Annotated in this window: 16 protein-coding genes; 4 read left to right on the forward strand and 12 right to left on the reverse strand. The window is 37.3% G+C overall.

Translation table 11 applies throughout. From position 1 onward, the window contains the following. Nucleotides 1–32: 32 nt before the first annotated feature. A complete protein-coding gene (gene sufB / locus MCQ_RS07170; RefSeq protein ID WP_006924477.1) occupies nt 33–1544 on the reverse strand; it encodes a Fe-S cluster assembly protein SufB in 1512 nt (503 codons plus the stop codon). 157 nt (nt 1545–1701) lie between these two features. Then, nucleotides 1702–2859 (reverse strand): cysteine desulfurase family protein, encoded by a 1158-nt coding sequence (locus MCQ_RS07175; RefSeq protein WP_006924478.1) that lies wholly within the window; start codon nt 2857–2859, stop codon nt 1702–1704. Nucleotides 2860–3039: 180 nt separating this feature from the next. Between MCQ_RS07175 and MCQ_RS07180 the strand changes: the two genes are divergently transcribed. From MCQ_RS07180 to MCQ_RS07190, 3 genes are all read left to right on the forward strand, one after another. After that, nucleotides 3040–3720 (forward strand): alpha/beta hydrolase, encoded by a 681-nt coding sequence (locus MCQ_RS07180; RefSeq protein WP_006924479.1) that lies wholly within the window; start codon nt 3040–3042, stop codon nt 3718–3720. Nucleotides 3721–4010: 290 nt separating this feature from the next. Beyond that, a complete protein-coding gene (tyrS, locus tag MCQ_RS07185; RefSeq protein ID WP_006924480.1) occupies nt 4011–5264 on the forward strand; it encodes a tyrosine--tRNA ligase in 1254 nt (417 codons plus the stop codon). 240 nt (nt 5265–5504) lie between these two features. Next, nucleotides 5505–5987, forward strand: coding sequence for a peroxiredoxin (locus MCQ_RS07190; protein ID WP_199805785.1), 483 nt, complete (start codon nt 5505–5507; stop codon nt 5985–5987). 146 nt (nt 5988–6133) lie between these two features. Here the strand turns inward: MCQ_RS07190 and prfB are convergent. From prfB to MCQ_RS07205, 3 genes are all read right to left on the reverse strand, one after another. Next, nucleotides 6134–7262, reverse strand: a protein-coding gene (prfB, locus tag MCQ_RS07195; RefSeq protein WP_108702507.1) for a peptide chain release factor 2 whose coding sequence is annotated in 2 segments (ribosomal slippage) — nt 6134–7192 and nt 7194–7262 — 1128 coding nt in all. Because the reading frame shifts where the segments join, the coding sequence is not laid out codon by codon here. 177 nt (nt 7263–7439) lie between these two features. Beyond that, nucleotides 7440–9905, reverse strand: coding sequence for a penicillin-binding protein 1A (locus MCQ_RS07200; protein ID WP_006924483.1), 2466 nt, complete (start codon nt 9903–9905; stop codon nt 7440–7442). 162 nt (nt 9906–10067) lie between these two features. Then, nucleotides 10068–11285, reverse strand: a complete 1218-nt coding sequence (locus MCQ_RS07205) for an N-acetylmuramoyl-L-alanine amidase (protein ID WP_006924484.1) — start codon at nt 11283–11285, stop codon at nt 10068–10070. A 594-nt stretch (nt 11286–11879) separates the two neighbouring features. On the opposite strand from MCQ_RS07205, the gene MCQ_RS07210 reads away from it, so the two are divergent. Beyond that, nucleotides 11880–14504, forward strand: coding sequence for an Rne/Rng family ribonuclease (locus tag MCQ_RS07210; RefSeq protein WP_006924485.1), 2625 nt, complete (start codon nt 11880–11882; stop codon nt 14502–14504). Between the two features lie 90 nt (nt 14505–14594). Here MCQ_RS07210 and MCQ_RS07215 read toward each other — a convergent pair whose 3' ends face one another. From MCQ_RS07215 to MCQ_RS07245, 7 genes are all read right to left on the reverse strand, one after another. Beyond that, nucleotides 14595–15206 (reverse strand): invasion associated locus B family protein, encoded by a 612-nt coding sequence (locus MCQ_RS07215; RefSeq protein WP_006924486.1) that lies wholly within the window; start codon nt 15204–15206, stop codon nt 14595–14597. A gap of 680 nt (nt 15207–15886) precedes the next feature. After that, on the reverse strand, nt 15887–19375 hold the full coding sequence (gene mfd, locus MCQ_RS07220; protein WP_006924487.1) for a transcription-repair coupling factor: 3489 nt from the start codon (nt 19373–19375) through the stop codon (nt 15887–15889). Between the two features lie 11 nt (nt 19376–19386). Beyond that, nucleotides 19387–19671, reverse strand: coding sequence for an FAD assembly factor SdhE (locus MCQ_RS07225; RefSeq protein ID WP_006924490.1), 285 nt, complete (start codon nt 19669–19671; stop codon nt 19387–19389). 76 nt (nt 19672–19747) lie between these two features. Next, nucleotides 19748–20428, reverse strand: coding sequence for an ABC transporter ATP-binding protein (locus MCQ_RS07230; RefSeq protein ID WP_006924491.1), 681 nt, complete (start codon nt 20426–20428; stop codon nt 19748–19750). Then, complete coding sequence (locus MCQ_RS07235) at nt 20428–21696, reverse strand: lipoprotein-releasing ABC transporter permease subunit (protein WP_006924492.1); 1269 nt, start codon at nt 21694–21696, stop codon at nt 20428–20430. The genes MCQ_RS07230 and MCQ_RS07235 overlap by 1 nt, the downstream gene beginning before the upstream one ends. Nucleotides 21697–21707: 11 nt before the next feature. Next, nucleotides 21708–23033, reverse strand: coding sequence for a proline--tRNA ligase (gene proS, locus MCQ_RS07240; RefSeq protein ID WP_006924493.1), 1326 nt, complete (start codon nt 23031–23033; stop codon nt 21708–21710). Between the two features lie 220 nt (nt 23034–23253). Further along, the gene (locus MCQ_RS07245) at nt 23254–24930 is read right to left on the reverse strand and encodes a ribonuclease J (protein ID WP_006924494.1); all 1677 of its coding nucleotides are present in this window, start codon (nt 24928–24930) and stop codon (nt 23254–23256) included. Nucleotides 24931–24960: the final 30 nt, after the last annotated feature.

Raw genomic sequence — 24960 nt, forward strand, 5'->3', positions numbered from 1 at the left:
TTTTAGGTTAAGCGCACTCTTTACTAAAAAAGTTATCCCACACTACCTTCAAGACTGATACCAATCAGCTTCTGTGCTTCGACAGCAAATTCCATTGGAAGCTTTTGTATGACCTCTTTTACAAAACCATTTACAATTAATGCGATAGCTTCTTCTTCAGGAATTCCGCGCTGCATAACATAAAAAAGTTGATCATCAGAAATTTTTGATGTTGTCGCTTCATGTTCAAATTGAGCTGTGGCATTTTTCGCTTCAATATAAGGTACTGTATGGGCACCACAATCATTACCGATTAACAAACTATCACATTGCGTAAAATTACGGGCATTTTTAGCTTTTCGATGTGCTGTAACTTGTCCCCGATAAGTGTTATTTGAAAAACCAGCGGAAATGCCTTTAGAAACAATGCGACTAGATGTATTTTTTCCCAAATGAATCATTTTGGTACCGGAATCAATTTGTTGATGACCATTTGCAACAGCAATGGAATAAAACTCTCCACGTGAATTATCACCACGTAATAAGCAAGATGGATATTTCCAAGTAATTGCAGAACCCGTTTCCACTTGTGTCCATGAAATCTTAGAGTTATCGCCTCGGCAATCTCCGCGCTTTGTTACAAAGTTATAAATACCGCCCTTTCCTTCTTTGTCACCAGGATACCAATTTTGTACTGTGGAATATTTAATTTCTGCATTTTTTAGCGCAATAAGTTCAACAACAGCAGCGTGAAGTTGGTTTTCATCACGTTGCGGCGCAGTACAACCTTCAAGATAAGAAACATAAGAATCTTCATCTGCAATAATCAATGTTCGCTCAAATTGGCCTGTGTTGCGTTCATTAATTCTAAAATAGGTTGAAAGCTCCATAGGACAACGAACCCCTTTGGGAATATAAACAAACGAACCATCTGTAAAGACAGCAGCATTTAAAGCAGCGTAATAATTATCACTTGCTGGCACAACTGCTCCTAAATATTCTTTAATAAGAGCTGGATGCTCAACAATTGCTTCTGAAATAGAACAGAAAATAACACCGGCACGGGCCAGTTCTTTTTTAAATGTTGTCACGACAGAAACAGAATCAAAAACCGCGTCAACAGCTACCTGTCCAGATGCATAAAGACTATCATCAAAAGTAGAAGGGTCAGACTGTCTTCTCACCCCTGCTAAAATTTCCTGTTCTTTCAGGGGAATGCCAAGTTTTTCATACGTTCTTAACAGTTCAGGATCTACTTCATCCAAAGATTTTGGTCCTGTATGATTTTTAGGAGCAGCATAATAATAAAGCTCCTGAAAATCAATCTTGGGATATTCAATACGTGCCCAACTAGGCTCCTGCATTGTCAACCAACGGCGAAAAGCTTGTAAACGCCATGCTAGCATCCATTCAGGTTCACGTTTTTTAGCAGAAATAAATTTGATAATATCTTCACTTAAACCTTTTGGAGCTTTATCCGTTTTAATTTTGGTTTCAAAACCGTATTTATATTGGTCAACATCTATTTCACGGACCTGGCGTATTGTTTCTTGTACTGCCGGCATAAACTTTCTCCATTCCTTCTGGTGTCAAGAACCAGTGATTAAAAGCCTTGTTTTTACAAGGTTAAAGCAGGCCATTCATTCTCTAGGCTATATGCAAAGTGGGAAAATTTCAATCAAGCTTATTTTATTTTTAAAATAATTCTAATTCTCATAAATTTTAAAGATAAACTTTAGCTTTTTTATTACTGATAATTTCAGAAAACAACAATAAAAAATCATCAATATCTTTAGCAGTTGTACAGCGTCCTGTTGAAATGCGAATTGCACCATTTGGAACATGATACCCCATCGCTTCCAAGACGCCACTTTGTTTTACTTTTCCCGAAGAACAAGCAGAGCCTGCTGAGACAGAAAAACCTGCTAAATCAAAAGCAATTTGCATAGTTTCAGCTTTTATATTTTGTACAGTAAAATAAGTGGTATTTGGCAAACGTTGAACTCTCTTGCCAAAAATTTCAACATCATGACTTATTTTCTGTAGTCCATTTTCTAATTTATTACGTAAACACATTAACTGCATTATCTCTTCTTGAGTAAAACAATCAGCCATTGCTGCTCCAAAAGCAGCAATAAGCGGTAACGCTTCTGTTCCTCCACGCAACCCTTTTTCTTGTCCTCCTCCGAAAATAAGAGGCTGTGGCATAAGAAGGTTACCACTTGCAACAAAAGCACCAACCCCTTTAGGTCCACCAATTTTATGCGCAGACAGTATAAAAAAATCTCCACCCATCTGATTAACATCAACAAAATTTTTGTCTACATATTGTGTCAAATCGACAATAAAAACGCCCCCAGCATTATGAACAATGGCAGCTATTTCTTGTATTGGTTGTATAACACCAGTTTCACTATTGGCAGCTTGAATAGCAACAAGGGGTAAGCCTTTTGTGTTATCATGGGCTGTTAACAGAGATGTTAATTTATCTTTTTGAATGAGACCATCTCGATCAACAGCAACTCTGCTGATGCATTCTTTAGAAAAACGCCCCCCTTCCGCAACAGATGGATGTTCAGTAGCACCAATATAAAGATGAGAAAATCGAACCTTAGAACTTCCCATATTATAAAAGGGTGTTAATAAGGTCATTGCTGCTTCACTCGCACCAGATGTAAAGACAACGTGATCTGGATTTGTATTGAGCCTTTCAGCAATTTGCCGACGCGCTTTTTGCAATAAAGCTTTAGCAGCACGTCCTTCTGCATGAACCGATGATGGATTACCAAATATCTCTAAAGACTCCAATAACGCCATCCGCGCCATTTCTTTGAGCGGTGTTGTCGCATTATGATCAAAATATCGCCGTTTTACAACCATTTTACATCGCAATCATTAATTCCATAAATTGATTAAAAAAAATAGTGCAATTTTCTTGAAAAATGCACCCAAAACAGAATATCTAAGAGTTCATTAAAATGAGATGACCATATAAAATAGACGAATAGTAGAAATCAGCCAAGCTCAATGAGAGCCTTTATAGCATTTAAGGAGCATTTAATGCCAGAAATTATTTTTAACGGTCCCGCAGGTCGACTTGAAGGACGTTATCAACCTTCACAACAAAAAAATGCACCGATTGCGATTATTTTGCATCCTCACCCCCAGTTTGGTGGAACAATGAACAATAAAATTGTTTATGATCTATTCTATATGTTTCAACAGCGTGGTTTTACTACATTGCGTTTTAATTTTCGTGGTATAGGACGCAGCCAAGGCGAATTTGATTATGGAATAGGAGAACTTTCAGATGCCGCTGCTGCACTCGATTGGGTACAAACACAGCATCCCGATTCTAAAAATTGCTGGGTAGCTGGATATTCATTTGGTGCTTGGATTGGTATGCAACTTTTAATGCGCCGACCGGAAATTGAGAGTTTTATATCCGTTGCTCCTCAACCTAATATTTATGACTTTTCATTTCTTGCTCCCTGCCCTTCTTCTGGACTTATAATTCACGGTGATATCGATAAGGTTGCTCCCCCAAAAGATGTTCAAACACTCGTAGATAAATTAAAAACGCAAAAAGGTATTACTATTACACAAGAAATACTGGAAGGTGCTAACCATTTTTTCAGTGGATGTAATCAGGAACTTATTGAGCGATGTGCACAATATTTGGACAATCATATTACAAGTGAATTTCTAGCACCTCCACCTGAAATATTGTCGCTTACTTAGAAATGCTAAAGATTTATAAAAAAATAAACAACGAGCTTTTGATAGCAGACATGCAGCTTATTTCTCAGCGCCTTTAGGTTTTCTTCATCTTACTTGCGTATAAAGATAAAAAATGTGTCTGTTCATATCAATAAAACCCCCTTTATCTCTGAAGGATACAAGTGAGACCGTCTCTTTGTTTCTTTTACTACCAATATATTTCATTCACTTGTGAGGTATACTTTATTTATGATAGAGAGCGCTTTAACCACCCAATATAAAAATGCAACATTAATCAGGAAATAAAATCCGTGCTTGCCTTTAAATCTGATTTTTTACACATTATGAACGAACGTGGTTTTATCCACCAAATTTCGGATGAAAAAGGCTTAGATGCTCTTTTTTCAAAAGAAGTTGTAAGTGCCTATATTGGATTTGATCCTACAGCTTCGAGTTTGCATGCTGGAAGTCTTCTTCAAATTATGATGCTTTATTGGTTACAAAAAACCGGACACCGTCCAATTGTTTTGATGGGTGGAGGGACAGGATTGATCGGTGATCCTTCCTTCAAAGATGAAGCACGACGCCTTCTGACACAAGATGATATTGCTGCAAATATCGATGGTATTAAAAAAGTATTTGCTAATTATTTAATATTTGGTGATAAAGAAACCGATGCATGCATCGTCAATAATGCCGAATGGTTGTGCGAGTTAAACTATTTAGAATTTTTGCGTGACGTGGGAAAGCATTTTTCCGTCAATCGTATGTTGTCGTTTGATTCTGTTAAGCTCAGACTTGAACGTGAACATTCTTTATCATTCCTAGAATTTAATTATATGATCCTGCAAGCTTATGATTTTGTTGAACTGTATAAGCGCTATGGTCTACGTATGCAAATGGGTGGGTCTGATCAATGGGGCAATATTATCAATGGAATTGAGTTAGGACACCGCTTAGGAACACCTCAGTTGTACGCATTAACTTCACCATTGCTTACAACATCTTCCGGTGCCAAAATGGGTAAATCATTGAGTGGAGCTGTATGGCTTAATGCTGATATGCTTTCACCTTATCAATTTTGGCAATATTGGCGCAACACAGAAGACGCTGATGTTACACGATTTTTAAAGCTTTATACAACGTTGCCAATGGATGAGATTCTTAAACTTTCTGCATTACAGGGAACTGAAATTAATGAAGCGAAGAAAATTCTTGCAACAGAAATTACAGCAATGTTACACGGACGCGATCTTGCAAATACAGCAGAAGAAACCGCTCGTAAAACTTTTGAAGAAAAAGCACACGGAGAAGGTCTTCCAACTATTGAAATTAAAACTACAGAATTAAAAATGGGCGCTGGATTGCTGTCTCTTCTGGTACAAACAGGACTAGCCAAATCGAACAGTGAAGCGCGTCGACATGTTCAAGGAGGTGGGGTGCGTGTCAATGATCAAATTGTTAAGAATGAAACGCGCCTTATTCTTGAGGAAGATGTCAACGCAGCAGGGATGATTAAACTTTCTTTTGGTAAGAAGAAACATGTTTTGATAAAACCATTATAATATCTATTGATAATTTTTTTACCTCCAATTTGATATGCAATATTTGTGTTTTTCACGCTTAGTTTGGCTTTCTCAATTTAATCCTTGTGATACAATGGACCATGTATGACAGATAAATGTGAGATAATTATAATTCTAGAAAGCTGAAGAATTATTTTATGATTTGTTATCGTTTTCGATAATTATGTCTCTTCTTAACTCTTATACGTAATGCTTACACAAAAAAGAAAGATACAACAAATGATAAAACAAATGAAAGGCTCCCCTGCTCCTAATTTTAATTTGCCACGTGATGGTGGAGACAGATTATGTCTTTCTGATCTTCAAGGAAAATCGGTTGTTTTATATTTTTATCCAAAAGATGATACCAGTGGGTGCACGAATGAAGCCCTTGATTTTACGCGACTGAAAAAAAAGTTTGAAGAGATCGGGGTTGTTGTTATTGGGATATCTCCAGACAACGTTGAGAAACATGATAAATTCAAAATGAAACATGGACTTGATATTATCCTTGTTTCCGATGAAGAAAAAACGACTCTTCAAGCTTATGGTGTTTGGGTTGAAAAAAGTATGTATGGGCGCAAATATATGGGAGTTGAACGAAGCACTTTTCTGATTGATTCAACTGGAATAATAGCAGAAGAATGGCGAAAAGTTAGTGTATCTGGACACGCTGAAAGTGTTTTAGCTACTGCTACACTTTTACATCGTAATGGCGCATAAACTTATTGACGCAATGAGTTTATAAAGGCAGAATCCGTCCTCTTCAATTGGCTCTATATTTGCTAACTTGTGAATCTACGTGTAGCTAAATAGAAATAACGAATCAAGAAATAAGTGTTGTACAACTTGAGAGACATTGTGTGTTATCAATCGATATCTTCAATTTCTTGATCTTTTCCATAAACGCGTTGGGCAAGTGCTGCTTCTATAAACGCATCTAAGTTACCATTAAGTACTGATTGCGGATCAGTGTTTTCAACGCCTGTACGTAAATCTTTGACAAGCTGATAGGGCTGAAGAACGTAAGATCTAATTTGATGTCCCCACCCAATTTCTGTTTTGGAAGATTCAACAGCATTCGTTTCTTCTTCCTTTTTTTTCAATTCTTCTTCATAAAGCCGTGCACGCAACATAGACCAAGCAGTTGCTCGATTTTTATGTTGAGAACGTTCTTTCTGACATTGGACAACAATACCCGTTTTTATATGCGTGATACGAACTGCGGAATCTGTCGTATTTACATGTTGACCCCCTGCTCCCGATGCACGATATGTATCAATACGAACATCCGACTCTGAAACATCAACTTCAATATTATCATCAATAACTGGATAAACCCAAATGCTTGCAAAAGAGGTATGGCGTTTTGCATTTGAGTCAAACGGCGAAATGCGTACCAAACGATGAACACCTGATTCTGTTTTTAACAGACCGTAAGCATTATGCCCTTTTATAAGAATAGTGGCTGATTTTATTCCTGCTTCTTCTCCATCATGCGTTTCTAGTACTTCAACCTTCATTTTATGCTGTTCAGCCCAGCGTATATACATGCGTAAAAGCATAGAAGCCCAATCTTGACTTTCTGTACCACCTGCGCCAGCATGAACCTCTAAATAAGTATCATTCGGATCTGCTTCTCCTGAAAGAAGTACATCAATTTGTCTTTTATCTATCTCATTTTTAAGATCGCGTATTGAATTTTCTGCATCAATGACAATTTCGATGTCACTCTCTTCTTCACCCATCGCGATTAGCTCAACGCACTCTTCAAGTTTTTTTGTAAATGATTTAATACCACCAATTGCATCATCAAGACGCTGACGTTCACGCATCATATCTTGCGCTTGTTGTGCATTATCCCAAAACGATGGATCTTCTGCTTTTTGATTGAGATATTCAAGACGTTTTAGTGACTGATCCCAGTCAAAGATGCCCCCTTAGCAAATTGATTGTCTGCTGTATTTCATCAACTAAAGCTTCTATTTCTGCGCGCATAATTTACACCGTAATTTTTATTTTTTAACACTCTTTTTTTATGTTTTTTGACATTTTTACAAATTCAATGGGGCATAGTAAATGGACGGTATAGCTTCTACCTATTTACCGTATTCGTATTGCGAAAAAACAGATAGCACTTTCACTTCACCAGTCATATCAAAGAGATTCTACCAATTAATACAACCCGCCAGTACCACTTTCAAGAGCCTTGTTGACCTGTGGAGAAGTCGTTCCTAAAGCAACACCTTCTTGAAAAGAATCCGTGCTACCAATTACTTGATATATATCCGCAGGTCCAGTTCCTGGTTTAAATGCTTCTATAATGACATCATGGTCTCCTGCTTCAGCAAGCATACCTGTCTTACGATTAATCGGCATTAAAATCATACCTTTGGGCATTTTAAATGGTACATCTGGCTTTCCTTTCAGAGCAGCTGCCATAAATTCACCAAAAATAGGAGCCGCCAATGAACTTCCCGTTCCGTTGTATCCTAACGGAGCTGGTTGATCGTAACCAACGAAAATACCAACGACAAGATCAGGAGTAAATCCCATAAACCACACATCTTTAGAATCATTGGTTGTTCCTGTTTTAGCGGCAATATGTCGATTGAGGAAACGTAACCGTGCAGCTGTACCACGCTGAACAACCCCCTCCATCATTGATGTAATCTGATAAGCTGTCATAGGGTCAAGAACTTGATCTCGCTCATCAATCAAGGTGGGTTCACTTTGATTATCCCAAGACTGAGCATTACAATTTTCACAGATACGATCATCATGACGATAAATTGTTTTTCCATAACGATCTTGAATTCGGTCTATCAAAGAAGGATTAATAGAGCGCCCCCCATTGGCAATAACTGAATAAGCTGTAACCATCCTTAAAACTGTTGTTTCGGCAGCTCCTAAGGCCATAGGGAGATAAGGTTGCAATTTATCTACAACACCAAAACGCTCTGCATATTCAGCTACAAGAGGCATCCCCATATCATTGGCAAGTCGTATTGTCATAAGATTACGAGAATGTTCAATGCCATAACGCAACGTTGAAGGCCCTGCAAAAGTGCCACCATAATTCTTAGGTTGCCAAATCTCACCGTTATATTGGCGAATTTCGATAGGGCCATCTAAAACAACCGATGCTGGTGTATATCCATTATCGAGTGCTGCTGCATATACAAAAGGTTTGAAAGCAGAACCAGGCTGACGATAGGCTTGTGTTGCACGATTAAATTCAGATGCTGCAAAAGAAAACCCTCCCACCATTGCAAGAACACGGCCTGTATGAGGCTCCATGGCAACAATTGCACCTTCAATCTTTGGAATTTGTTGCAAACGATAAACATTGTCTGTATTTGGTATTTTTTCGACAAAAATGACATCTCCAACTTGCAGAACATGAGATAAATTCTGAACAGTTCTTCTATAGCCATTTTCTTTTACAATATGTAATGCCCATTTTGAATCGGCTTCAGACAAAACAGCAATTTCCCGTTTTGTTGATAATACACCCGAAGATTCACGCTTTGGTTGTAACCCAATCTCTATTTTATTGGCATTAGCAGAAAGAACAACGGCTAAACGCCATTCAGGAACATCACTCAACCCTGTAATATTTGCAAGTTCTATACCCCAATCCTCTTTTTTATCAAGATGTCCATAAGCTCCACGCCATCCTTGCGAATGATCAAATTTAATTAATCCACTGTGCAAAGCACGACGAGCAATAAGTTGTAAATGCGGATCAAGCGTTGTACGAATTGAAAGTCCACCTTCGTAGAGTGTTTTCGCTCCATAGCGACGCATTAAACGACGGCGCACTTCTTCAGTAAAATAGTCAGCAGCAAAAACGTAGCTATCGCTACCACGCACTGTCGCTCCTAAAGGTTTTGCTTTAGCTTTTTCACCTTGTTCACGCGTTACATACCCATTTGCAACCATTCGATCTATAACCCAATTGCGCCGATTAATAGCGCGTTTCGTATTTTTGAATGGATCATAATTTGCTGGGCCTTTCGGAAGAGCGGCCAAATAAGCACATTGTTCTAAAGTAAGATCATTGACGGATTTATTGAAATAGGTCAAAGATGCTGCTGCGATACCATAAGTACTACGACCAAGATAAATTTCATTAAGATAAAGTTCGAGAATATGATCTTTTGAGTAGGTCTTCTCAATACGCATCGCTAGAATAGCTTCCTTTAATTTACGCTCCAATGTTACGTCTGAACTTAAAAGAAAGTTTTTAGCGACTTGTTGTGTAATGGTTGATGCCCCTTCAGGACGTTTTCCAGAACCAATATTACGGATATTATTAATCAAGGCTCTAGACAGTCCCTCGGGATCTAAACCAAAATGATGATAAAAATTTTTGTCTTCAGCAGAAATAAAAGCTTCTTTAAGAAGCTTTGGTATTGACTGAATTGGTAAATAGAGGCGATGTTTTGTTGCAAATTCTGCCATAAGGCTACCATCAGAAGCATGGACGCGAGTCATAACAGGTGGTTCATAGAGTGAAAGGACCTCATAATCAGGAAGCGCACTCGCCTGCTCCTTTGCCATTGTTCGCTGTAATATTGCTCCCCAAAGCCCAATAGCAATAATAAAACTTAGAAGATATCTAAAAAAAATCATCATCAAAACGGCTGTCGCTTTCTTCAGAATTGGTAAAAGGAAAAATACATTATTTCACCAGAAACAGGGTATTATCGCCACTCAATTAAAACAAAGAAAAATTGTTTTCCATCTTTTAATATATAAAACTAGAAGCTAGTATTAATACTCTATTTCCTCACAATTTTAAAGAGGCTGCATAATTTTCTGCTTATAATCAGCAAATTGGCGAATAGAATGAGCGATAGAAGCAGCCATTTGTTTTCTCCATTCGGGATTATTTAATAATTTTTCATCCTCTTTATTCGATAAATAGCCTATCTCTATCAAGACAGAGGGTATATCTGGAGCTTTTAGAACCTGAAAATCAGCATAGCGATGAGGGTTATTTATCAAATTGATATTATTCTTTGATAAATTTGCAATAATACTATTAGCAAAATTAACCGAAAAGGTATGTGTTTCACGTCGGGTCAGATCGATCAAAATATCTGTCACTTCAAACGATTCCTCTGCAGGTAAACCATCAAGCAAATCAACCTTATTTTCACTTTCAGCTAAAGATTTTGCAATTGCATCAGATGCCTTGTCCGATATTGTATATACTGTAGCACCACGAAGAGAATGTACATCAATGGTGTCTGCATGAATGGAGATAAAAAGATCAGCAGCAAATTCCTGTGCTTTTTTAATTCTTTCGCTTAATCTTAGAAAGACATCAGTATCGCGCGTTAATAGAACGGTGGTATGAGAGTCTTTTTTTAATTCATCTCGCAGTGCACGTGCAAAGGCTAGAGTTACATTTTTTTCTAAAACTCCACTCCCCCCGCGCGCACCACCATCAATCCCACCATGCCCAGGATCAAGAACGACACGAAAATTATGTGTTAGACTTATCTGTGTTTTTATATTGGAAAGAGCTCTTTGTTGTTTTTTCAATACCTCCTCAAACTTTTTTTGTGTGCTTTGAGTAATATCAATCAGGAGTTGCCACAAACCATTTTCTAATTTTTGTATTGTACTTTTTTCAACTACAAAAGCAGTTTTGCTCGTCAAAATAATGCGTGAAGTCCGTATATCCGAGAAACCGTAACGCACATTTGAGAGCATATTTGATAATGTATTTTGCGTATTTTGCTCTGAAAAATCAACTGTAGGTAAATTAATCACCAAACGTGCGGGGCTATCCAAAATCTGTAAACGAACATTTGGTTCAGCATTAAAAACTGCAATAATACGTGTGCGCGCACTATCACCAATGGTCCGCAAATCGATAAGTTTCAGGGCATCTGCAGCTTGGATATTGTTTTGGAATACTAAAAAAAACAAAAAACAATATGTAAGATACAAAATAGCATCCCAATAGGTAGCTTTCGGCTTTTTAGTAAAAAAACCTTTTATCATAAGCAAAATACTCTACTCCAAAATTCAGACAAAACTCGTCTCACGCAAAAATATGCAATGAATTTAAGCTCTATTTTTCAATAAATGTTGAATCTTTCAAGCGTGTAGTCAAAAAAACTAAATTAAGGCAATAAGGACATTATAATGGCATACATTGATATTGTTACTTGCCAAAAGCATGATATCAACATAAAAAGAATATTTGCGCTTCCTAATCGATAGTAGCCTTCTGAATTATTTGTAGTCCATATTAAGTTGTCTTTAGAAGGTTTGTTGCATGTTACACATTTAGACTTTTATGGATAGAAAGTCTTTATGTTATAAAAGCTAGGATTGCGTTATTTAAGATTCGTTGGTTCGGATATCCGAACTGTTTTAAAGATTGTTTTGCCGGAGACTTACAAAATATGAGTCATACAAAACAAATGGGGATGGTGATTAGAAATGCTGTAAGTGCAATCATGCATCTGCACGCGGTACCTCATCCTGTTTTGCCGGTATCTCCCTTTTATGGCAGACAGCCCTTTATGTTTACGAATAGCCATGCTGTTCGTTTTAATGAAATTGTGTATGTCGCCTTCAGGATTTTAACTTATGTCAAACAAAATGCTTATAGATGCCTCCCACCCGGAGGAAACACGTGTTGTTGTTGTTCATGGCAACAAAATTGAAGAACTTGATTTTGAGTCAGAACATAAAAAACAGCTCAAGGGCAATATTTATCTAGCACGTATTACCCGTGTAGAGCCGTCTCTTCAAGCAGCTTTTGTTGAATATGGTGGTAATCGCCATGGTTTTTTAACATTTTCTGAAATCCATCCAGATTATTATCAAATTCCTATTGCTGATCGTCTCGCTCTTCTTGAAGAAGAGGAAAAAGCTGCTGTCGGAGAAAATCATGCAGATGTTCTCATTGAAGAAACAAACAAAAATAAAAAACGCCCCAGAAAAACAAAAAATGAGAAAAACAGCATCATGGCAGCAGATGTTGAAAACAACGTCATATCCGATGCAATAACAACTGATGATGCAGAAGATGCATTTACAGATGTTTCTCATAACGAGATCGAAATGGTAGGTGCAGAAGATGCACGTGAAGAACTCCCCACCTATCAGCGTAAACAAGGACGTCAGTATAAAATTCAAGAAGTGATTAAGCGACGTCAAATTTTGTTGGTGCAAGTTATCAAGGAAGAGCGCGGCAATAAGGGGGCGGCACTCACAACGTATTTATCGCTGGCAGGTCGTTATTCTGTTTTAATGCCTAACACAGCACGGGGTGGTGGTATCTCGCGAAAAATCACCAATGTACAAGATCGCAAACGCCTTAAAGAAATTGTAAAAGAATTAGCAGTTCCCAAGGGTATGGGGGTTATTCTGCGAACTGCTGGAGCAAACAGAACAAAAGCTGAGATTAAACGCGATTATGAATATCTCACACGGTTATGGGATACAGTTCGCACTTTGACACTCAAATCAACAGCACCATGCCTTGTCCATGAAGAAAGTAACCTCATAAAGCGTTCTATACGGGATCTTTACAATAAAAATATCAATGAAATTCTTGTTTCTGGCGATCAAGGATATCGTGAAGCAAAAGACTTCATGCGTATGCTGATGCCAAGTCATGCAAAAGTTGTGCAACCTTATCGTGATCCTATCCCTATTTTCGCACGGAATAATATTGAGATTCAACTTGATAAAATGTTGCACCCACAAGTTTCTTTAAAATCTGGTGGTTATCTTGTTATTAATCAAACAGAAGCGCTTGTTGCTATTGATGTAAATTCTGGACGTTCTACCAAAGAACTTTCTGTCGAAAAAACAGCATTGCAAACCAATCTTGAAGCCGCGGAAGAGATAGCCCGTCAATTACGCTTACGTGATCTTGCTGGTCTGATTGTGATTGATTTTATCGATATGCTTGAAGATCGCAATGTTAGGATAGTTGAAAAAAAGTTAAAAGATTGTTTAAAAAACGATCGTGCTCGTATTCAAGTTGGCCATATTTCACATTTCGGCCTTTTGGAAATGAGTCGTCAACGTATTCGCATATCGGTTTTAGAAAGTATAACACAACCTTGCCCGCATTGTGCTGGAACAGGAAATGTACGATCTGAATCATCAATTGCTTTACATGTCATGCGCTCAATTGAAGAATATCTTCTTCATAATTCCCAACATAATATTACTGTGCGCACACCCGTAGCAACAGCGCTTTATGTGTTAAATCATAAACGCAATATTCTTGTTAATCTAGAAGCACGCTTTAAGCTTAATATTAGTATTGAAGCAGATGATAGCATTGGAACGCAACATCTTATTATTTCTAAGGGTACAATAGCTGAAGCATTTTCTCAGTCTCCAGTAATTTTTGAAAATGATAGTAAAGAAGGAATTGAAGATGAAATCTCAATAGAGAGTGAATCTATCAAAGTTAAAACACCCGTCGAAACGAACCCAAAACGTCGACTTAAAAATCATCAAGGTGAGATTGATGGCAATTCTATCTCCACCAATCATAAAAAAGACGATATCTCAAATGATGATTTTCGACGTCGAGGACGTCGTCGAGGACGTCGTGGAGGACGCCGTAATCAGGATAATAATTTTTATCACCTTCATATTCCTTATGCAGAACCGGTGGGCGATTTTGCTACACAAGCCTTGACAGAAATTAAAGCAGAATACCGCGAAAGCCGTATTCGCTCTGCTAAACTTGTAGAGTTTGAGGAAGTAAAAAGTGATGCACAATCCTTAAATATGCAACAAGATGAAGCTGCAAAAGTTGATATGGCTGCTAAACCTAAAAAACGTAAAGTGCGTTCTTCAAAAGCAGTACAAAATCAGCAAATCCTTGAAAATGATCAGAGTATAGAAACACCAGAGTCTGTAGAAGAAAAATCTAAAACCAGCTCGATACATAAAGTTAGAACAAAAAAAGTTGATAAATCTGCTGATAAGGTGGAAGGAGAAACTCCTGCAAATGGTAAAAAATCAACACGTAAAACACTAAAAAAAACACTTTCTTCTAAAGAATTAACACAAACAAAAGAATCATCAGAGCAAAAAGCAGTAATAGAAAAAGTTTTTGAATCAACTCCCTCAGAAATTGAGAAAACAGACACACAACCCGTTGTTATATCATCAATAGCTAAAGATACTCCAAAAACTAAGCGCATTGGTTGGTGGAAACACAGAACTCTTTCTAAAAGTTAAGCATAAAAAAACCGCCACATACTTTGTGGCGGTTTAGGTAAGAAAACAAGACAAAAAGCTCTAATAATGCTTTTCTATGTCGTGTGTTTATTAATTTTGCTTAGCTTTTTCTTGCTCAGCCCGCATACGATCTTCAAACTCTTTTTGCTTTGATTGAATAGCTTGCTGCAATTTTATTTGTTCTTGTTGAAAATCCTTTTCCTCCATACCAGGACCTGTGTATGCGGCTGTGAATCCATTAAGAGAAAATTCAATAGGATTAGCAGAGCCACGGAAATTAATTGTGGTTACAACCATTTTTGAACCACTTTTCATAGCAGCAACGAGTTTATCATCTAAGGCATCATTGGCAATACAACTCGGCCCATTACAAATAATATAAGGAACTTTTTTAGAGAAGTCATCTCCAATTTGAATATGAACCCCTTCTGGCAAAAAACGACCTGTAGGCACTTGAATGCCTATACGTCTTTCATTTTGTTTCCCTTTTATTTCAACGAGATTAAAAGCCGTCAAAGGTTGTCCAGTATTTGATACAACAGTGTTCATTGTATTACAAATATCAACATCATGCTGCTTGCTGCAAACCTTGTACCAACCTTGAGACAAAGTTTGTGCACTTGCAGAATTATGGATTGTAAGAAAAAGGGAAAGCGCTCCAGCTAATACTGAAACAGCAAAATAGATATTTTTATGCGACATGATTAAGTTAATCCTTTCAACGCGCTTTTACAATAACCTCAACATGAGGAATATTAAATATAATTTCAATCAAGTACCTTCAATTAAATCAATGAAATGACATCTCTTTTATGCCTCTTACTTCAATATAAAGAGAAAAGTCAAATTTCGAGAAAAAAAGCTACAAACAGCTAGTTGAACCTTTATACACCCATATACAGCAACCCCCTTTTATCCATTGGCTTTTTATAAAATTTATCTATAAGATACATTAGTACAATGGAACGAGATAAGATCGCATAAATGAAAAAATATTGCAATATGATTAAAGTAAAGTTCTATGTAATTCTGCAAATCTCATTATTTTAGACTTTTCTTTACATTCATAATTCTTTATTTAATGCATAAAGCTCTCACAACAGGTATTGCAATACATAGAATTTGAAAAGTATCAGATAAAATTGATTATTTTCCTTATGAATCTGTTTTTTATGTAGATCATCCAACTTTAAATTTAAGATTAAGACATTCTATCCCTGTATAAGCCTATCGTACTTTATATTGGAATCTGATATTTTCTAAAGAATTAAATTTATTAATAGATTTTTTTGTATATTTTTATCTTAAATAAATATATTTATAGTATAAGTTAAAAAATGAGTGATAATTTTTCACCAATAGAGAAATTTCTAAAGGAAATATTATCGTGCCATTTCTGCAAGCTGTGTCATAACAGTTGCTGCTCCAACAAGTCTTTCATCTATTGTTGACCAATCTCGAATAAGGACAATGCTCTGGTCTGGTCGAATTTTTGCCATAGAACCCTGTTTTCCAACCCACTGAACAAGAGCCATACTATTCGCAAAATAATTATTGCGAAACTGTATAACAACACCCTTTGGTCCTGTATCCAATTTTTCTACATGTGCCTTTCGACACAATATTTTGATATAAAAAACTTTAAGAAGATATTGAACTTCAAGGGGTAAAGGACCAAAGCGATCGATTAACTCAACTCCAAATTCTTCGATTTTTTCTAAATCATCAAGTTCTGTTAAACGGCGGTAAAGTCCCATACGTAACGATAAGTCAGGCACAAAACTTTCTGGTATCATCACTGTTGTGCCAAGCGAAATCTGAGGCGACCATTGCTTATCTTCACTTTGCTCGCCATCTTTTAATTCAGCAACAGCCTCTTCAAGCATTTTTTGATAGAGCTCAAATCCAACTTCTTTAATATGCCCCGATTGCTCTTCACCTAAAAAATTGCCTGAACCGCGAATATCCATGTCATGACTTGCCAATTGAAAGCCAGCCCCCAACGTATCAAGAGATTGTAAAACTTTAAGGCGACGATCAGCAGCAGGTGTTAAAACTTTACCAGAAGGAAACGTAAAGAGTGCATACGCACGTTGTTTTGAACGCCCTACCCTACCACGCAATTGGTAGAGAGCTGCAAGACCAAAAATTTCAGCCCGATGCACAATCAAAGTATTGGCAGTTGGAATATCAAGACCTGATTCAATAATGGTTGTTGATAGCAAAACATCATATTGCCCATCATAAAATGCATTCATAATATCATCAAGTTGTCCAGCCGGCATTTGCCCATGAGCTATGACAAATTTGAGTTCTGGTACATGCGTTTTAAGATATTCTTCTATAAAGGCAAGATCAGAAATACGAGGGCAAACATAAAAACTCTGACCACCACGGTAATATTCTCGAAGCAATGTCTCTCGTATAACAAGTTCATCAAAAGGTGAAATAAAAGTACGCACTGCCATTCTATCAATGGGAGGCGTTGTTATTAATGAAAGTTCACGTACCCCTGATAATGCCAATCCTAAAGTGCGTGGTATGGGGGTTGCTGAAAGCGTAAGAACATGAATATCACTTTTAATCTCTTTTAAACGCTCTTTATGTTTTACGCCAAAATGCTGCTCCTCATCAATGATAAGAAGTCCTAACCGTGAAAAATTGACTGCATCACTTAATAACGCATGGGTTCCAATAACAATATCAATCGTGCCATCTGAAATACCTTTTTTAACTTGTGCAAGTTCTTTAGCTTTCACAAGTCTTGAAGCATGGCCAATCTTAATAGGTAATCCTTGAAAACGCGCAATAAAAGTCTTGTAATGTTGTCGTGAAAGCAAAGTTGTTGGTACAACAACAGCAACTTGATATCCATTGAATGCTGCGACAAAAGCACTTCGAATAGCAACTTCTGTTTTTCCAAAACCAACATCACCACATATCAAACGATCCATCGGTTTTCCTGAGGCCAAATCATCTAAAACAGCATCAATTGCATCCATTTGATCTTCTGTCTCTTCATAAGGAAAGCATGCAACAAACTCATCAAATGGTCCAACTGGCGGAATAAAAACAGGCGCAGAACGCATAGCGCGCTCTGCGGCTATACGGATCAATTGGCCAGCGATTTGTAATAAATGTTTTTTAAGCCGTGTTTTACGTGCTTGCCAAGCAACACCGCCTAACTTATCTAACGTTACATCTGTTTCCTCCGATCCATAACGTGAGAGAAGTTCGATATTTTCAATAGGTAAAAAGAGGCGATCACCTCCAGCATACTTAATTTCAAGACAATCGCGTAAAATTCCAGTTGTCATAATGGTTTTAAGACCAACAAACTGTCCAATACCATGGTCAATATGCACAACCATATCACCAGAATTTAAAGCAGCAATTTCAGAAATAAAATTTTTATTGTGTTTACGCCGTCTTGGCGATCTTATTAATCGATCACCAAGGATATCTTGCTCTGCTATAATAGCAAAATCTTCCACTTCAAAGCCGTGCTCTATCATTATAACAGCTGCACATATACGATCACGTGGTGTTGCTCTGACAGTTTGAAATGATTTTGCAATATCTACTTTTTGCAATCCATGCTCATCGAGAACTTGTAACAAACGGTTAAGAGAGCCTTCACTCCAACACGCTAAAAGAACCTTCTTGCCAGCGGCACGCAATGAAGCAATATGATGAACGACACTTGAAAAAACATTTTTTTCTTGCGCATTACGCTCTTCTACAAAATCATATCCCTGTTTAACATTTGCATGAATAATAGTTTGTTCAAAAGTTTGTGGAACATTAAAAGGTGTGAAATCGATACGCTGTCCAGATTGTTGTGTACGCTCTAAAATATGCTCTGGTGTTAAATAGAGAAGGCTAGGCTCTATTGGATGATAAGAAGCGGAACTTTCTTTATCATTTTCATGCTCCTTGCGCGCATTATAATAATCTTCAATAAGACGATAACGCTCAATGAGCACTTCTTCTGTCAGATGCTCAAAAACAACAGGTAAATTACCACAATGGTCAAAAAAACTATCAAGATTCTCATAAAAAAACGGTAGCCAATGTTCCATACCGGAAAAACGCCGCCCTTGAGAAATTGCTTCATAAAGCATGTTATTTTTTTGTGATACACCAAATGTAGCGATATAATTGCTTTTAAATCGGTTTACGCATTCAGGTGTAAGAACAACTTCACTCATCGAGTGTAATAAAAATTCGGTTCTTTTACTTGTTGTTCTTTGTGTTTCTGAATCAAACACGCGGATAGTTTCTAAGGTATCCCCAAAAAAATCAAGCCGTAAAGGTTCAACATCAACGGGAGAAAAAATATCAAGTATTCCACCTCTCACAGCAAATTCACCAACATCACGAACAACACTAACACGCTCAAAACCATTGAATTCTAGAAATTGAATTAAGTGCCCCATGTTCATACGCTGACCAGCACGTGCATGAATAATTTGAGTCTCAATCATTTCACGAGGGGGCAATTTTTGCATAATTGCATTTGCTGTTGTTAATATAATTCCAGTGCGTGGATTCTTACGTAAATTTGCTATATGTGCCAAAGCTGATAAACGACGTGCCGTAACAACAATCCCAGGTGACACACGATCATAAGGTAAACAATCCCATCCCGGAAATTGAAGTATAGGCAAATTGGGCTCAATAAAATTTAATACTTGCTGTAAATGAGCAATTTTTGTTCCATCGCGGACAACATAGATAAGTGGTTTACCTTGTGCAATTTCTGAACTCAATTTAGCAAGCGCAAAGGCTTCAAACCCATCGGTAACTCCATCAAAGACCGTATGAACAGAAATATTTTTAGGAATGACAATTTTTCTAAATATAGGCATCAGGATCAATTTTAATTTATGCAGGCATGATAATTTACAATGTCACGAAAAAGCGGACCATCAATTTCAGATGGTGGTGAAATTTCTCCAGTAATCCACGTCAGCAAATCGCGATCATCAAAAGACATAATATGTTCAAGTTGAGAGACCATTGTATCACTCATCCCAACAATATGGGCATCCACATAGTGCCCCAAAATTAAATCCATTTCACGAATACCTCGATGCCATGCACGAAAAACCAATCGGCGACGACGCGTATCAAGTTGATTTTTTTCAACGGCAAAAACTGTCATAAAAGTCTCCTTGAATGAGGGAAAAAGTGATATAGATACGATATTCAATTTGTAGAATAGTTTTTTTTACCTTATTCTAAGGGAGTTCAATAATCTTTTTTTCCTTAAGTGTAATTCGACGATGCATTTGTTTAGCTAAACCATAATTATGTGTTGCAATAAGAGCAGAGAGACCAGATTGACGAACAAGTGCAGACAAAGCTTGGAATACATAAGCTGAAGTTACAGGATCAAGATTCCCAGTAGGCTCATCAGCTAAAAGAACCGAAGGACCATTTGCGACTGCACGCGCAATAGCAACGCGTTGTTGTTCGCCACCCGATAATTCCGATGGACGATGGCTGGCGCGATGAGAAATACGTAAATATTTCAGTAATTTAAGTGCACGATCTTCTGCTATGGATTTTTTAAATCCTGCTATCATTTGCGGTATCATGACATTTTCTAAAGCTGTAAATTCTGGAAGCAAGTGATGAAATTGATAGACAAAACCGATATCATTTTGTCTTATAGTTGTTCGCTCACTATCAGAGCGTTTTGCACAAGAAATACCTCGTAACATTACATCACCACCGGTTGGTTTTTCCAATAATCCGGCGATGTGAAGAAGTGTTGATTTCCCAGCACCAGATGGTGCAACAAGTGCAACAAGTTCCCCGCGATTAAGGATAAAGTTCGCTTTATCTAAAATCATGAGAGGTTTATTACTCTCAAAAAAATATTGCTCAATCTCTACAAGCTCTAAAATAGCTGCCATTATTCATACCTCAAAGCTTGCACGGGATCTAACTTAGCAGCACGCCATGCAGGAATAAGAGCGGCAAGGAATGACAAAAATAAAGCCATTACAGCAACCATGACTGTCTCTCCCCACTCAATTTGTGCAGGCAATTTTGTTAAAAAATAAAGTTGAGGATTAAAAACATCAACATTAAATAACCAAGAGACAAAATCTTGAATATGATTTATATTGGCGGTTGCTATAATACCGAAAACTAAACCCAATATTGTTCCAAGAAATCCAATCATCATACCAGTGACAATAAATATGCGTAGAATCGCACCTTTTTGTGCGCCCATCGTGCGCAAAATAGCAATATCATGGCTTTTATCTTTTACAAGCATAATCAACCCTGAAATAATATTCAAAGCAGCCACAAGGACAATCAGAGAAAGAATGAAGAACATAACATTGCGTTCAATTTGTAAGGCTGAAAAAAAAGCCTGATTGCGCACACGCCAATCAATTAAATAGACTTGTTGATCGATAGCTTTCTCTACAACTGGTTTTATTCGATCAACAGCATCAGGTTTATTCAGAAATAACTCTAAAGACTGAACTTTATCCCCCAAATTAAAAAACATTTGTGCTTCATGGAGAGGCATAAAAATAAATATTGAATCATATTCAGACATACCAACTTCAAAAATAGCATTTACTTTATAAGCTTTAACACGTGGTGTAATCCCAAAAGGAGTCTCATCACCATCTGGTGTAATAATACGAAGATCACTCCCAACAGTAAGCCCTAATTTTTCTGCTAAACCACTTCCAATTGCAATACCCTCTTCTTTATCGAATTGAGCAAGGGATCCTAATTTAATGTTCTTGGATACTGTTTTAAGCTTCTCTAAATCTTGTTTGCGCATACCACGCACTAAAGCACCAGATCCTCCTTGAAATTCACCCTGCACAAGCGCTTGACCTTCAACAACAGGCAAAGCAAATTTCACACCTTCTATAGATTCTAAAGAAGAAATAAGAGCATTATAATTAGAAAAACCAGAATCAATTGTTTGAACAATAAGATGCCCATTCATGCCAAGAATACGGTTGAGAAGTTCTGTACGAAAACCATTCATTACTGCCATAACAACAACAAGAGCAAATACTCCTAACATAATTCCAATGAGAGAAATGATTGAAATAACAGATGCAACGACATGTTTTTTATTAGGAATCATATAACGAAAAGCAATCATCCATTCATAAGATGAAAACCATTTACTCCCCAACCACTTCATAATATTGCCTATCAAAATATAGAAAACTGGTTGAGTACAGCTTCAACCGTTAGAGATTTTTTAACACCCGTTTTTCGATCTTTAATTTCAACTTCATTTTGGGCGACGCTTTTAGGTCCAACAATGATTTGTGTTGGCAAACCAATTAAATCCATTATTGCAAATTTTGATCCAGGACGCTCATTCCTATCATCTAATAATGGGTCAAAACCAGCACGCTTTAATTCTTGATAGAGCATTTCACATGTATGAGTACATTTCTCATCATCTGGTTTCATATTAATGATACCACAATCGAATGGTGCGATCGACTTTGGCCAAATAATACCATTTTCATCATGAGAAGCTTCAATAACTGCAGCAACAAGACGTGAAGGTCCAATACCATATGATCCCATAGAGACTAGGTGCTCCTTTCCATCTTGTCCCATAACTTTTGCGCCCATTGGGGCAGAATATTTTGTACCAAAGTGAAAAATATGTCCTACTTCAATCCCACGAGCTGAGAGGCGGTTATTATCAGGAACCTTAATCCATTCTTCTTCATTATGCATTTCTTCTGTTGCTGCATAAAAAGATGTCCACTGTTTAACGATATCAGCTAGAACAGCTTTATCACTAAAATCAATCGAACTGTCTGGAACAGTAAGTTCAAGAAATTTTTTATCACAAAATATAGCACTCTCTCCCGTTTCAGCCAAAATAATAAATTCATGACTGAGTTCACCACCAATTGGACCTGTATCAGCACGCATAGGAATTGCTTTTAAGCCAAGACAAGAAAAAGTACGTAAATAGGCAACAAACATACGATTATAAGATGTTTTAGAGCTTTCATAATCAAGATCAAAAGAGTAAGCATCTTTCATTAAAAATTCTCGTGAGCGCATCACACCAAAACGCGGACGAATTTCATCACGAAACTTCCATTGAATATGGTATAGATTGAGTGGAAGATCTTTATAAGAACGAATATATGAGCGAAAAATATCTGTCACCATTTCTTCGTTAGTCGGACCATAAAGTAAATCACGCTTTTGACGATCTTTAATCCGGAGCATTTCCAAACCATAATCATCATAACGACCACTTTCACGCCAAAGATCCGCAGATTGAATTGTAGGCATCAATATTTCTATAGCACCAGCTCGTTCTTGTTCTTCACGTATAATTCTACAAACTTTATCAAGCACTTTTTTACCCAAAGGAAGCCAAGAATAAATCCCTGACGTTTGTTGGCGAATCATACCAGCACGCAACATGAGCCTATGAGAAACAATCTCTGCTTCTTTAGGATTCTCTTTTAAAAGTGGCAAGAAATATTGAGAAAGACGCATTAAATAACTAACTCCTAACTAAGCTTATTGTGTTAAAATAATTTTAATTACCATATGCTCATCTATAGCCACATTCTGAATGCTTGCAAACATAACGATCACATTGGTGAGAAATTCATGTGATCTATTTCTATTCTGTTTGTTTTTAGCGATAAAATGATCTGATAATTCTCTTTTCTCTTTCTTTCATTAAAAAGAAATAACGTAATATTGAAATGCTTTATTTTGACCGGTGTAAAAAAACTGTACAAATAGGCTTTTTTTGCCAAACTTCATTAATGGCTGCTCTCACTGCGCGCCGTGTTGCTTCACGAATAAGTTCATTATTTTTTCTTTTAACGCGTGGAATATTATAAAGAGTATTTTCCACAACATCTAAAAGAATATCTTTCAAACGTTCACCTTTTCCATTAGTTTCAGGTAAACCAGATGTAGTCAAACCAATATCACCCTCTAGATCGTGTTTGCTATTCATTTGAAAAGAAACAGCAACATGGCCAGCATAACTTAATTTGCGGCGTTCACGAATCCCTAGTGCATCTTCATCACCAATAAGGCAACCATCCTTATAGATCCTACCAACGGGAACTTGATCAATAACTTCTACAGGCTCTGGTGCAAGACGCAGCATACTACCATTTCTAATATTAGCAATAATTCCAATACCTGCTTGACGTGCTAAAGTCGCTTGAGCAGCAAGATGCATTGCCTCACCATGTACAGGAACCAGTATCTGTGGTTTTATCCAATCATACATCTGTAAAAGTTCTGAACGGCGAGGATGTCCTGAAACGTGAACAAGAGCATCTTCATTCGTAATTGTTTTAATCCCCAAATCTATAAAACGATTTTGTATCTCAATAATAGATTTTTCATTTCCTGGAATACTCCGTGAAGAATAAATAACGATATCACCCGCAGAAAGTGCAATATTTCTCATTTCATTTCGCGACAGTTTAGCTAAGGCAGCACGCGGCTCACCTTGACTACCAGTTACGATTAAAACGATATCTTTTCGTGGAATGTAACCATAATCTTCCTCAGAAACGAATGGCGCTAAACCGTTCATATAACCAAGCTCTTGTGCAACCATGATACTTCGCTTAAGAGAACGCCCAATGACAAGAACTTGGCGCCCAACAGATTCAGCTGCAAGAGCAATTGAACGTATCCGACCAACATTAGATGCAAAAGTTGCAAGTGCAACACGCCCTTCAGCTTTCGAAATAATTTCAGAGAGACTCATCTGAACTTGCTGCTCTGATGGTGATATACCATCTTTACATGCATTCGTGGAATCACAAAGCAATGCTAAAACACCTTTTTTGCCCAAAGCGCGAAACCGTTTTTCATCCGTTACAGCTCCAAGCGAAGGTGTATGATCAATTTTCCAATCACCAGTATGAATCACCGTGCCTAAAGATGTTGTAATTGCTAAAGATACAGATTCTGGAATTGAATGACTAACGGCAATAGCCTCGATTGCAAAGGAACCAACCTGAAAACAATCACCAGCTTGAAAAATATTCAACGAAATTTTATGAGATCCAAAATCTGATTGCTTTTTACTCTCTAATAATCCTGCCGTAAAAGGAGTACAGTAAACTGGAACTTTAAGCTTTGGCCATAAATCAAGGACAGCACCATAATGATCTTCATGAGCATGTGTTAGAACAAGACCACGGATATTATGTTTCTCACTTTCTAGAAAACGAATATCAGGCAAAATAAGATCTACCCCTGGTAATTCAGGTCCAGCAAAACTAACACCCATATCAACAAGAAGCCATTCACGAAGATTTTCGGGACCAAATCCATAAGCAGCGAGATTCATCCCTATTTCACCTACTCCTCCCAAAGGTAAAAAAACAAATTCATTCTTGTGGGCCGCAACCATAAATATCTCCTAAATCATTAAGATAATCTG

It is taken from the genome of Candidatus Bartonella washoeensis Sb944nv (assembly GCF_000278135.1).
GTDB lineage: Bacteria > Pseudomonadota > Alphaproteobacteria > Rhizobiales > Rhizobiaceae > Bartonella > Bartonella washoeensis.

Coding starts and splice junctions, on each gene's coding strand:
- MCQ_RS07225 (WP_006924490.1), bottom strand. CDS start 19,671: ATGACAGTTTTTGCCGTTGAAAAAAATCAACTTGATACGCGTCGTCGC.
- MCQ_RS07200 (WP_006924483.1), bottom strand. CDS start 9,905: ATGATGATTTTTTTTAGATATCTTCTAAGTTTTATTATTGCTATTGGG.
- MCQ_RS07235 (WP_006924492.1), bottom strand. CDS start 21,696: ATGAAGTGGTTGGGGAGTAAATGGTTTTCATCTTATGAATGGATGATT.
- MCQ_RS07210 (WP_006924485.1), top strand. CDS start 11,880: ATGTCAAACAAAATGCTTATAGATGCCTCCCACCCGGAGGAAACACGT.
- MCQ_RS07215 (WP_006924486.1), bottom strand. CDS start 15,206: ATGTCGCATAAAAATATCTATTTTGCTGTTTCAGTATTAGCTGGAGCG.
- MCQ_RS07190 (WP_199805785.1), top strand. CDS start 5,505: ATGATAAAACAAATGAAAGGCTCCCCTGCTCCTAATTTTAATTTGCCA.
- MCQ_RS07230 (WP_006924491.1), bottom strand. CDS start 20,428: ATGGCAGCTATTTTAGAGCTTGTAGAGATTGAGCAATATTTTTTTGAG.
- mfd (WP_006924487.1), bottom strand. CDS start 19,375: ATGCCTATATTTAGAAAAATTGTCATTCCTAAAAATATTTCTGTTCAT.
- MCQ_RS07205 (WP_006924484.1), bottom strand. CDS start 11,285: ATGATAAAAGGTTTTTTTACTAAAAAGCCGAAAGCTACCTATTGGGAT.
- proS (WP_006924493.1), bottom strand. CDS start 23,033: ATGCGTCTTTCTCAATATTTCTTGCCACTTTTAAAAGAGAATCCTAAA.
- MCQ_RS07180 (WP_006924479.1), top strand. CDS start 3,040: ATGCCAGAAATTATTTTTAACGGTCCCGCAGGTCGACTTGAAGGACGT.
- sufB (WP_006924477.1), bottom strand. CDS start 1,544: ATGCCGGCAGTACAAGAAACAATACGCCAGGTCCGTGAAATAGATGTT.
- MCQ_RS07245 (WP_006924494.1), bottom strand. CDS start 24,930: ATGGTTGCGGCCCACAAGAATGAATTTGTTTTTTTACCTTTGGGAGGA.
- MCQ_RS07175 (WP_006924478.1), bottom strand. CDS start 2,859: ATGGTTGTAAAACGGCGATATTTTGATCATAATGCGACAACACCGCTC.